Annotated in this window: 9 protein-coding genes; 3 read left to right on the top strand and 6 right to left on the bottom strand. The window is 68.4% G+C overall.

What is annotated here, in order from left to right; all coding sequences use genetic code 11:
* Window positions 1-55 precede the first annotated feature (55 nt).
* The 6 genes from glcF to JTE92_RS26990 all read right to left on the bottom strand — a co-directional run bounded on the left by glcF (window position 56) and on the right by JTE92_RS26990 (window position 7,143).
* Entirely contained in the window at window positions 56-1,309 is a 1,254-nt protein-coding gene (gene glcF, locus JTE92_RS27015) for a glycolate oxidase subunit GlcF (protein ID WP_063240238.1), read from the bottom strand.
* A 49-nt stretch (window positions 1,310-1,358) separates the two neighbouring features.
* Window positions 1,359-2,462 (bottom strand): glycolate oxidase subunit GlcE, encoded by a 1,104-nt coding sequence (glcE, locus tag JTE92_RS27010; protein ID WP_063240237.1) that lies wholly within the window; start codon window positions 2,460-2,462, stop codon window positions 1,359-1,361.
* A gap of 71 nt (window positions 2,463-2,533) precedes the next feature.
* Window positions 2,534-4,057 (bottom strand): FAD-linked oxidase C-terminal domain-containing protein, encoded by a 1,524-nt coding sequence (locus JTE92_RS27005; protein ID WP_063240236.1) that lies wholly within the window; start codon window positions 4,055-4,057, stop codon window positions 2,534-2,536.
* A 217-nt stretch (window positions 4,058-4,274) separates the two neighbouring features.
* The gene (locus JTE92_RS27000) at window positions 4,275-4,790 is read right to left on the bottom strand and encodes a GNAT family N-acetyltransferase (protein ID WP_084254690.1); all 516 of its coding nucleotides are present in this window, start codon (window positions 4,788-4,790) and stop codon (window positions 4,275-4,277) included.
* A 21-nt stretch (window positions 4,791-4,811) separates the two neighbouring features.
* Window positions 4,812-5,702, bottom strand: coding sequence for a LysR substrate-binding domain-containing protein (locus JTE92_RS26995; protein ID WP_063240234.1), 891 nt, complete (start codon window positions 5,700-5,702; stop codon window positions 4,812-4,814).
* A 10-nt stretch (window positions 5,703-5,712) separates the two neighbouring features.
* The gene (locus JTE92_RS26990) at window positions 5,713-7,143 is read right to left on the bottom strand and encodes an FAD-binding oxidoreductase (RefSeq protein WP_063240233.1); all 1,431 of its coding nucleotides are present in this window, start codon (window positions 7,141-7,143) and stop codon (window positions 5,713-5,715) included.
* Window positions 7,144-7,477: 334 nt separating this feature from the next.
* Between JTE92_RS26990 and JTE92_RS26985 the strand changes: the two genes are divergently transcribed.
* The 3 genes from JTE92_RS26985 to dnaJ all read left to right on the top strand — a co-directional run bounded on the left by JTE92_RS26985 (window position 7,478) and on the right by dnaJ (window position 11,509).
* The gene (locus tag JTE92_RS26985) at window positions 7,478-8,032 is read left to right on the top strand and encodes a cob(I)yrinic acid a,c-diamide adenosyltransferase (RefSeq protein ID WP_063240232.1); all 555 of its coding nucleotides are present in this window, start codon (window positions 7,478-7,480) and stop codon (window positions 8,030-8,032) included.
* Between the two features lie 210 nt (window positions 8,033-8,242).
* On the top strand, window positions 8,243-10,192 hold the full coding sequence (gene dnaK, locus JTE92_RS26980; protein WP_063240231.1) for a molecular chaperone DnaK: 1,950 nt from the start codon (window positions 8,243-8,245) through the stop codon (window positions 10,190-10,192).
* Between the two features lie 171 nt (window positions 10,193-10,363).
* Entirely contained in the window at window positions 10,364-11,509 is a 1,146-nt protein-coding gene (dnaJ, locus tag JTE92_RS26975; protein WP_063240230.1) for a molecular chaperone DnaJ, read from the top strand.
* The last annotated feature ends 38 nt before the right edge of the window (window positions 11,510-11,547 follow it).

The following is an 11,547-nucleotide window of genomic DNA, read 5'->3' as shown; positions in this document are numbered from 1 at the left end:
CGCGAGCGGGAGAGGGGAGACAACCACACGGCCGTGATCCGGCCCCGCGTACCGGTCAGCCCGGCATCCGGTCGACCAGTTCGACCCAGTGCATCACCGGCGTATCGGTACCGCTCTGCAGGTGCGTGATGCAGCCGATATTGGCTGACACGATGGCTTCGGGCTGCGTGGCCTGCAGTTTGCCGAGCTTGTCGTCGCGCAGGCGGTAGGCCAGCTCAGGCTGCAGCACGGAATACGTGCCCGCCGAGCCGCAGCACAGGTGGCTGTCAGCGCAGAGTTTGACCTCCACGCCGAGGCCGGTCAAGAGCGCCTCCACCTTGCCGCGGATCTGCTGGCCGTGCTGCAGCGTGCAGGGCGGGTGGTAGGCGACGCGCCGGCTGTCGCGCGGGACCGCGCCGGCCAGTGCGTGCAGATCGTCGGCAAAGTCCGGCAGGACCTCGGACAGGTCGCGGGTCAGTGCGGAAACGCGTCGCGCGCGCTCTGCGTACTTCGGATCGTTGCGCAGCAAATGCCCGTAGTCCTTGACCATCGCGCCGCAGCCGGAGGCTGTCATGACGATGGCCTCGGCGCCGGCTTCGATATGCGGCCACCACGCGTCGATATTGCGGCGCATATTGTCGAGGCCGCCGTCGTGGTCGCCGGTGTGGAAATGGATTGCGCCGCAACAGCCCGCTTCGCGCGCCACCACCAGTTGTACGCCGACACGGTCGAACACGCGCGCGGTCGCGGCATTGATGTTGGGCGACATCGCCGGCTGCACGCAACCGTCGAGCAACAGCATCTTGCGTGGGTGGACATTGCGGGGCCAGGTGCCCGGCTCGGCGGCTTGCGACAGCGCCGGCACCTTGCTGCGCAGCGCGTCCGGCAGGATCGGCCGCACCATCTGGCCAAGCCGCAGCGCGGTGCCGAACAGCTTCGGGCGTGTCAGCCCCTCGCGCAGCAGCCAGCGCGCGACGCGCTGGCCGGCGGGACGCCGGATGCCTTCGGCTTCGAGCTTGTCGTCGACCACCTTGCGGCCGATATCGACCAGGCGCCCGTAGCGCACACCCGACGGGCAGGTCGACTCGCAGTTGCGGCAGGTCAGGCAGCGGTCCAGGTGCAGGCGCGTGCTTTCCGTGATGGCATTGCCTTCCAGCACCTGCTTCATCAGGTAGATGCGCCCGCGCGGCCCGTCCAGTTCGTCGCCGAGCAGCTGGTAGGTGGGGCAGGTGGCGGTGCAGAAGCCGCAATGCACGCATTTGCCGACGATGGATTTGGCTTCTTCGCCTTCGGGCGTGTCGCGGAGAAAATCGGCCAGGGTCGTTTGCATGGTGTGGGGAGGTCTTTGCCTGGGCGTGGGGACGCTTGGGTGGTCCGGATCAGAGTCCGGGATACATGCGCTGCGGATTGAAGATGCCGGCCGGGTCGAACGTCGCTTTCAGGCGGCGGTGGATTGCCGCCAGCGGCGAGGCCAGCGGCGTGAACACGCCCACTGACTTGTCGCCGTTGCGGAACAGCGTGGCATGGCCGCCGGCGGGCTGGGCCACGGCGCGCACGCTTTCGGCATCGGTCCTGGTGGCGCCATCGGCGGGCAGCCACCAGCGCTGGCCGCCGCCCCATTCCACCAGTTGCTGGCCCGGCAGGTCCAGCGGCGCGGCGACCGGCGGCACGGCCAGGCGCCACAGCGCGCGACCCGCATGCGCCGGCGTGAAGAAGGCGTGGGTCTGCTCGCGCAGCGATTGCCACAGCGCGGCGGCCATGGTGCCATCGACACGCTCGCCACCCAGCCGTGCGCATGCGGCGCGCACCGCCGCGGTGGCGCCGGCCAGGCGCACGTGCAGCACGCCGTCATGCCAGGCCGATGCAGCCAGCGGCAGCGGCTGGCCGCCCCACTGGTTCAGCTGCCGGATCGCATCGGCCTGCGCCAGCTCGAAGCGCAGCGTGGCTTCGTCGAACGGCGCGGGCAGCACCTTGAGCGAAACTTCCAGCACCAGCCCGAGCGTGCCCAGCGAGCCCGCCAGCAGCCGCGAGACATCGTAGCCGGCCACGTTCTTCATCACCTGGCCGCCGAAGTTCATCACTTCACCGGTGCCGTCCATCAGCTGCGCGCCCAGCACGAAGTCGCGCAGCGCGCCGACCGACTGCCGGCGCGGCCCTGACAAGCCGGCGGCCACCGCGCCGCCCAGCGTGGCCGTGCTGGCCTGGCCGGGCAGCGCGAAGTGCGGCGGCTCGAACGCCAGCACCTGGCGCTTCTCGGCCAGCGCGGCTTCGATCTGCGCCAGCGGCGTGCCGCAGCGCGCGGTGATCACCAGCTCGGCCGGGTCGTAGTCGACGATGCCGGCATAGGCGCGCGTGTCCAGCACCTGGCCTTCAGGTGCCTGGCCGTAGAAGTCCTTGCTGCCGCCACCGCGCAGCCGCAGCGGCGTGCGGGTTTCGGTGGCTTGCCTGACGGCGTCGCGGAAGGCGTCGAGGGTGGCTTGCATATGCGTGGGTCGTGAGGAGGAGTTTTTCCGGCGCGGCTCAGTATCCGGGCCGGTGGCCTATGGCGCGGGCTTCAGAAGCGCGGCAGGTCCGGATGCGGCAGCAGCCCCTTCCTGACGTGCATCTTGCCGTATTCCGCGCAGCGCGCCAGCGTGGGGATGGCCTTGTCGGGGTTCAGCAGCCGCGCCGGGTCGAAGGCCGCCTTGACGCCGAAGAACGCCTCGCGCTCGCTCGGCGAGAACTGCACGCACATCGAGTTGAGCTTCTCCACGCCCACGCCGTGCTCGCCGGTGACGGTGCCGCCGAGCTCGACGCACGCTTCCAGGATGTCGGCGCCGAACAGCTCGGCACGGTGCCATTCGTCCTGGTCCGAGCCATCGAACAGGATCAGCGGGTGCATGTTGCCGTCGCCGGCATGGAACACGTTGATGCAGCGCAGGGCGTACTTGCGCTCCATCTCTTCGATGCGCCGCAGCAGCGTGCCGATATGCTTGCGCGGGATGGTGCCGTCCATGCAGTAGTAGTCCGGCGAGATGCGGCCCGCGGCCGGGAAGGCGTTCTTGCGCCCGCTCCAGAAGCGCAGGCGCTCGGCTTCGTTCTGCGAGACCACGATGCGGGTGCAGCCCGACGCCTTCAGCACCGCGCTCATGCGTTCGATCTCCTCGGCCACTTCCTCGGGCGTGCCATCGGATTCGCACAGCAGGATGGCGGCGGCATCGAGGTCATAGCCGGCGTGCACGAACTCTTCCACGGCGGCGGTGGCGGGCTTGTCCATCATCTCCAGTCCGGCCGGGATGATGCCGGCGGCGATCACGTCGGCCACAGCATTGCCGCCTTTCTCGACATCGTCGAAGCAGGCCATGATGACTTGCGCCAGCTGCGGCTTGGGGATCAGCCGCACGGTCACCTCGGTGACCACGGCCAGCATGCCTTCGGAGCCGATCACCGCGGCCAGCAGGTCCAGGCCGGGCGAATCGGGCGCATCCGAGCCGAACACCACCACCTCGCCTTCCATGGTCACGGCGCGCACGCGCAGCACGTTGTGCACGGTCAGACCGTATTTCAGGCAGTGCACGCCGCCGGAGTTTTCGCTGACATTGCCGCCGATGGTGCAGGCGATCTGCGACGAAGGGTCGGGAGCGTAGTAGAGGTTGTGGGGCGCGGCGGCATCGGAGATGGCCAGGTTGCGTACGCCCGGCTGGACCACCGCGGTGCGCGAATAGGGGTCGACCGACAGGATGCGCTTGAACTTGGCCAGCGACAGCACCAGGCCCTCGGCGATCGGCATGGCGCCGCCGGACAGGCTGGTGCCGGCGCCGCGCGGCACCACGGGCACGCCCAGCTTGTGGCACAGGCGCAGGATCGCGCAGACCTGCTCCTCGGTGTCGGGCAGTGCCACGGCCATCGGCACCTGGCGGTACGCGGCGAGGCCGTCGCACTCGTAGGGCACGGTGTCCTCCGGCCTGGACAGCAGCGCGGCGTCCGGCAGGATCTGCGCCAGGCCGGCGAGCAGCGCGCTGCGGCGGCCTGCGGCGGTGGCCTGCGCGCCTGCGCTGCCTTCGGTGGCGAGGGTGCGGGCTTCGTGCGGGGCATTCATGGCGACTCCTGGACTCTGGTCGGGCCGGCGGGCGGCCCGCCGTGGGGACGGCTGACGGACGGCTGACTATAGCGCAGCCCTCCTGCCGCGGGCACCACCAGGCACGTGAATTCGGCATGGCAAGCCGATCAAAAATGCTCATCATGGCCAGGCAGGCACCGGCCCCGGTTTCAGCGTAGCACCGGCCGGCGAGTGCAGGAAATGCGGCGCCCCCGCCTCAGCGTGCCGGGGCCGGCAGCCGCAGCACCATGTCGAGCTTGTCGTAGAAGTGCGGCGCGACATACAGCGCGTCGGGCTCCAGGCCGAACCGCTCGAAGCCGAGCGATTCGTACAGACGCACCGCACCGGCGCTGCCGGCATTGACGCACAGGATCACCTGGCGCACGCCTTCCATCGCGGCGGCCTGCTCCAGCACGCGCTCCATCAGCGCGCGCCCGAGCTTCTGGTCGCGCCAGCCCGGCGCCACGTACATGCCGAAAATCGAGGCCTTGTGCCAGTGCTTGCGGCGCGGCTCGCGCATGATGCCGACCACGCCGGCCAGCGCGCTGCCGTCGAAGGCGCCGAACACGGCCTTGTCGGCGCTCGGCGCCAGGCGCTGCGCCACCGCCTCGGGCAGCAGGTCCTGTTCTTCTTCCAGGCTGGCGGCAAAGGCTTCCGGCGCCTCGGCCAGGCCCTGCAGGCGCAGCGCGTGGAAGGCTTCGGCATCGGCGGGGGTCAGCAGCCGGATCTCCAGGTTCTGCATACGGGCGGTCTCCTACCAGTCCAGGCTCAGCAGCCAGTCGACGAAATAGCGCGCCTCGGGCTTCAGCGGCGCCTGCTCGCGCTCGACGATGTAATAGCCGTGCGGCGATACCGACTCGATATCGAGCAGCCGCACCATCTGCCCCAGCGACAGCCAGTGCCGCGCCATGCGCTGGCGCACCAGCGCCACGCCCTGGTTGGACGCGATCGCTTCCAGCATCAGGCCGATGTCGTTGAACTGCGGCCCGGTCTGCGGCTCGGGCCAGTCCAGGCCGGCGGTCTCGAACCACGGCTTCCACGGCTCCAGCGGGCTGCGCAGCAGCACCAGGCCGTGCAGGTGCTCGGGCCTGGTGATGGCGCGGCCGTTGACGCGCTCGTAGTATTCGCGCCCGCATGCCGGGAACACCGGCTCGACCAGCAATTTGGTGGTCTTCAGGTCGGGATAGCGGCCGGTGCCGTAGCGGATCTCGACGTCGGTGTCCTCGGCCTTGACGTCGAGGAACGGAATCGCCAGGTGCAGTTCCAGGTCGATATGCGGGTACAGCGCGCCGAACTCGGGCAGCCGCGGCACCAGGTGCTGGCGCCCGAAGGTCGGCGGGATCGCTACGCGCAGCCGCGTGCGCAGCTTGTTGTACTCGGGCCGCGCCAGTTCGTTCAGCGACTTGAGCGCGTCCTGCACGTTGCGCAGGTAGCGCGTGCCGGCCGCGGTCAGCCGCAGCGCGGCGTTGGCGCGCACGAACAGGTCCTCGCCCCACAGCTCCTCGAGGTTCTTGATGCGGTGCGACACGGCGCTGGGCGTGACCGACAGCTCCTCGGCCGCGCGCGCGAAGCTGCCCAGGCGCGCCGCCGCCTCGAAGGCAATCAGCAGGTGCAGGGGCGGAACGCGGTTGAACATGGATGCCATGCCGGACGCTTCAGTGCGCGCCGCCGCGCGTGGCGCTGAAGATCTTGCCCGGGTTGAGGATATGGTTGGGATCGAGCGCGTCCTTGATCACGCGCATCAGGTCGAGCGCATCCTCGCCGTGCTCCTTCACCAGGAAGCGCTGCTTGTGCAGCCCCACGCCGTGCTCGCCGGTGCAGGTGCCGCCCATCGCCAGCGCGCGTTCGACGATGCGCTGGTTGATGGCCTCGGCCTCGGCCATTTCCTCCGGCTTGTCCGGGTCGACCAGGATCGCCACGTGGAAATTGCCGTCGCCGACGTGGCCGACGATCGGGCAGGGCAGGGCGGAGGCGTTCAGGTCCTTCTCGGTTTCGGTCACGCACTCGGCCAGGCGCGAGATCGGCACGCACACGTCGGTGGTGACCGACTTGCAGCCGGGCTTGAGCTGCAGCATCGCAAAGTAGGCGGTATGGCGCGCGTTCCACAGCCGGCTGCGGTCCTCGGGGCGCGTGGCCCACTCGAAGCCCTGGCCGCCGTGCTCGGCGGTGATCTGCTGCACGGTCTCGGCCTGCTCGCGCACGCCGGCCTCGGTGCCGTGGAATTCGAAGAACAGGTGCGGGGTTTCCGGCAGCGTCAGGTTGTCGTGCCGGTTGATGGCGCGGATCGCCAGCGCGTCGACGAACTCCACGCGCGCCACCGGCACGCCCAGCTGGATGGTCTGGATCACGGCCTGCACCGCGCTGCCCATGCTGGGGAAGGCGCACACCGCGGCCGAGATCGCCTCCGGCTGCGGGTAGAGCCGCACCGTGACCTCGGTAATGATGCCGAGCGTGCCTTCGCTGCCGATGAACAGGCGGGTCAGGTCATAGCCGGCCGACGACTTGCGCGCATGCGTGCCGGTGCGGATCACGCGGCCATCGGCGGTCACCACGGTCAGCGCCAGCACGTTCTCGCGCATGGTGCCGTAGCGCACCGCGTTGGTCCCGGACGCGCGCGTCGCGCACATGCCGCCCAGCGACGCGTCCGCGCCCGGGTCGATCGGGAAGAACAGCCCGGTGTCCTTGATTTCCTGGTTCAGCTGCTTGCGCGTGACGCCGGGCTGCACGGTCACGCTCAGGTCCTCGGGCTGCACCGCCAGCACGCGGTTCATCTGCGACAGGTCCAGGCTGACGCCGCCGGCCACGGCCAGCAGGTGCCCTTCCAGCGACGAGCCGGCGCCGTAGGGGATCAGCGGCACGCCGTGGTGGTTGCACAGGCGCGCGACCTCGGCGACTTCGTCGGTGCTGTGGGCGAACACGACCGCATCGGGCACCGCCGGCGGGAACGGCGATTCATCGCGGCCATGGTGCTCGCGCACGCCGGCCGAGGTGGTGAAGCGCTCGCCGAAGCGCGCCGCGAGGGCTTCGCTGAAGGCGGGCGGCAGGGGACGGCGTTCGAGCGCGGCGGGCGGCGTGGGGTGGTTCATGCGGGTCTCCGGCGGGTCGGCGCGGCGAGGTTGCCGGCGGTGGCGTTCCGGTCCTGTGGTCCGGAAAGGCAGGCGGGGCGCGACCCGGTTGTCGAATGGACGAATAACGGCATTCTACGCCGCGCGGCGGCTCATGCACCCTTGGCCGGCGCCGGGCTGGCCGATAGCCGCACAAGCCAGCCGCACTCGAGCCGCACTCGAGCCGCACAGGCGGGACCCGCACCGAAGGAGGGTGCCGGCGGACCCTCGTGCGCATGGCGTATCCCCGTGCTCCGGCGCGATAATGCGCTATTTCCCCCGACACGCTCTGACTTTCACTTTTAGGGAGACCGGCATGGGCAACCGCCTGTCCAAGATTGCCACCCGCACCGGCGACGCCGGCACCACCGGCCTGGGCGACGGCAGCCGCACCGGCAAGGACAGCCTGCGCATCGCCGCCATCGGCGACGTCGACGAACTGAACTGCCACGTCGGCGTGCTGCTGACCGAGACGCTTCCCGACGACGTGCGCGCCGCGCTGCTGCATATCCAGCACGACCTGTTCGACCTCGGCGGCGAGCTTTCCATCCCCGGCTACACGCTGCTCAAGCCCGAGCAGGTGGCGCAGCTCGACACCTGGCTGGCCGACTACAACGCCAACCTGCCGCGGCTGGCGGAGTTCATCCTGCCCGGCGGCAGCCGCGCCGCGGCGCAGGCCCATGTATGCCGCACCGTATGCCGGCGCGCCGAGCGCGCGCTGGTGGCGCTGGGTGCGGCCGAGCCGCTGAACGAGGCGCCGCGCCAGTACCTGAACCGGCTCTCGGACCTGATGTTCGTGCTGGCGCGGGTGCTGAACCGGGCCGGCGGCGGCTCCGATGTGCTGTGGCAACGCGACCGGCAGGGAAGCTGAGCCGCGGGAAGTTGATCAGGCAGCATTTTTTTTCGCCGACCGAGGGCGCTGGCTCAAGCCCCGGCCGCAAATGCCGTTGAGGAAACGCAAAATCCGAGAAATTTACTCGGATTTGCCGCTTCTGCCCTTGAAAAGACCCCGGACGGCCACATTTCGGCCTCAGGTTGAATTGCAGCCGCGCGGATAGCGATGGCTCAAGAGGAGAGAATAATGGGTAAGATCATCGGTATCGACCTCGGTACCACCAATAGCTGCGTGTCGATCATGGAGGGCAACACCCCCAAGGTCATCGAAAATTCGGAAGGTGCACGCACCACCCCGTCGATCATCGCCTATATGGAAGACGGCGAGATCCTGGTCGGCGCGCCCGCCAAGCGGCAGGCCGTGACCAACCCGCGTAACACCCTGTACGCGGTCAAGCGCCTGATCGGCCGCAAGTTCGAAGAGAAGGAAGTCCAGAAGGACATCGGCCTGATGCCGTATGCCATCGTCAAGGCCGACAACGGCGACGCATGGGTGTCGGCGCGCGACCAGAAGCTGGCCCCGCCGCAGGTCTCGGCCGAAGTGCTGCGCAAGATGAAGAAGACGGCCGAGGACTACCTCGGCGAGCCGGTGACCGAAGCCGTGATCACCGTGCCGGCGTACTTCAACGACTCGCAGCGCCAGGCGACCAAGGACGCCGGCCGCATCGCCGGCCTGGACGTCAAGCGCATCATCAACGAGCCGACCGCGGCCGCGCTGGCCTTCGGCCTGGACAAGAACGAGAAGGGCGACCGCAAGATCGCCGTGTATGACCTCGGCGGCGGCACCTTCGATATCTCGATCATCGAGATCGCGGACGTGGACGGCGAGAAGCAGTTCGAAGTGCTGTCGACCAACGGCGATACCTTCCTGGGCGGCGAAGACTTCGACCAGCGCATCATCGACTACATCATCGCCGAGTTCAAGAAGGACCAGGGCGTCGACCTGTCCAAGGACGTGCTCGCGCTGCAGCGCCTGAAGGAAGCCGCTGAAAAGGCCAAGATCGAACTGTCGAGCTCGCAGCAGACCGAGATCAACCTGCCGTACATCACGGCCGATGCCTCGGGTCCGAAGCACCTGAACCTGAAGATCACCCGCGCCAAGCTGGAATCGCTGGTCGAGGAGCTGATCACCCGCACCATCGAGCCGTGCCGCACCGCGATCAAGGACGCCGGCGTCAAGGTCAGCGAGATCGACGACGTGATCCTGGTCGGCGGCATGACCCGCATGCCCAAGGTGCAGGAACAGGTCAAGGAGTTCTTCGGCAAGGAAGCGCGCAAGGACGTGAACCCGGATGAAGCCGTGGCCGTCGGTGCCGCGATCCAGGGTTCGGTGCTGTCGGGCGACCGCAAGGACGTGCTGCTGCTGGACGTGACGCCGCTGTCGCTGGGGATCGAGACCCTGGGCGGCGTGATGACCAAGATGATCACCAAGAACACCACCATCCCGACCAAGCATGCGCAGGTGTTCTCGACCGCCGACGACAACCAGCCGGCCGTGACCATCAAGGTGTTCCAGGGCGAGCGTGAAATGGCCTCGGGCAACAAGCTGCTGGGCGAGTTCAACCTGGAAGGCATTCCGCCCGCAGCGCGCGGCACGCCGCAGATCGAAGTCTCGTTCGACATCGATGCCAACGGCATCCTGCACGTGGGCGCCAAGGACAAGGCGACCGGCAAGGAAAACCGGATCACCATCAAGGCGAATTCGGGCCTGTCGGAAGACGAGATCCAGCGCATGGTCAAGGACGCCGAGGCCAACGCCGAGGAAGACAAGAAGGCCCGCGAGCTGGCGGATGCCCGCAACCAGGCCGACGCGCTGATCCACTCGACCAAAAAGGCAGTCACCGAATACGGCGACAAGCTGGAAGCCGGCGAGAAGGAAAAGATCGAAGCCGCGATCAAGGAACTGGAAGACGCCGCCCGCGGCGGCGACAAGACCGAGATCGATGCCAAGGTCAACGCCCTGTCGGAAGCCAGCCAGAAGCTGGGCGAGAAGGTCTACGCCGACATGCAGGCCAAGGCCGGCGAGCAGGGCGCAGCAGGTGCGGCGGGCGCGGCAGGTGCCGGCGCGCAGCAAGCCCAGCCGCAGGACGACAACGTTGTGGACGCCGAATTCAAGGAAGTCAACGACAAGAAGTAATCGGGACACGCGGGCGGCGGTGCAGGCACTGGCCGGCACCGCTCCCGCCCCGACGCCGGGCGTGGCCATCGGACCCAGCGGGAAACCGCCGTCGGATGCCTCGCTCGGCTTTTTTGCTATTCGCCGGTGTCGCGCCGCATGCGCGTGCCGGCCAAAAGGGTTTGAGCCACCATGGCAAAACGTGACTATTACGAAGTGCTCGGGGTAGGCAAGAACGCGAGCGACGACGAGATCAAGAAGGCTTATCGCAAGCTCGCGATGAAGTACCACCCGGACCGCAATCCGGAGGGCAAGGACGGCAAGGTCGCCGAGGAAAAATTCAAGGAGGTCAAAGAGGCCTACGAGATGCTTTCCGACCCGGAGAAGAAGGCGGCGTATGACCAGTACGGCCACGCCGGCGTCGACCCCAACATGGCCGGCGGCTTCGGCGGCGCACAGGGCTACGGCGGTTTCGCCGAGGCCTTCGGCGACATCTTCGGCGATATCTTCGGCCAGCAGCAGGGCGGTCGCCGCGGCGGCGGCGGCCCGCAGGCCTATCGCGGCGCCGACCTGCGCTACAGCATGGAGATCAGCCTGGAGCAGGCCGCGCACGGCCACGAGGCGCAGATCCGCGTGCCGCACTGGGATGACTGCGACCACTGCCACGGCAAGGGCGCGGAGCCGGGCTCCAGCGTCGAGACCTGCCCGACCTGCCACGGCGCCGGCCAGGTGCGCGTGTCGCAGGGCTTCTTCACCATGCAGCAGACCTGCCCGAAATGCCACGGCAGCGGCAAGTTCATTCCCAAGCCGTGCACCAAGTGCCATGGCCAGGGCAAGCTGAAGTCGCAGAAGACGCTGGAAGTGAAGATCCCGGCGGGCATCGACGAAGGCATGCGCATCCGCTCGTCGGGCAACGGCGAGCCGGGCATCAACGGCGGGCCGCCGGGCGACCTGTACGTGGAAGTCCACATCAAGCCGCACGCCGTGTTCGAGCGCGACGGCGACGACCTGCACTGCCAGATGCCGATCTCCTTCGCCACCGCGGCGCTGGGCGGCGACCTGGAAGTGCCGACGCTGAACGGCAAGGCCACCTTCCCGGTGCCCGAGGCGACGCAATCGGGCAAGACCTTCCGGCTGCGCGGCAAGGGCATCAAGGGCGTGCGTTCGGGCTATCCGGGCGATCTCTACGTGCATGTGAACGTGGAGACGCCGGTCAAGCTGACCGAGTCGCAGAAGGAACTGCTGCGCCAGTTCGACCGCTCGGTGCACGAGGGCGGTTCGCGGCATAGCCCGCAGGAAACGTCGTGGCTGGACAAGGTGAAGAGTTTCTTCAGCTGATCCGGCCTGGTGGGATGAGACCGGTCACGTGAGAGCGT

The sequence above is a fragment of the Cupriavidus oxalaticus genome, assembly GCF_016894385.1.
Classification (GTDB): Bacteria; Pseudomonadota; Gammaproteobacteria; order Burkholderiales; family Burkholderiaceae; genus Cupriavidus; species Cupriavidus oxalaticus.
This window is presented reverse-complemented; position numbering and strand designations above follow the sequence as displayed.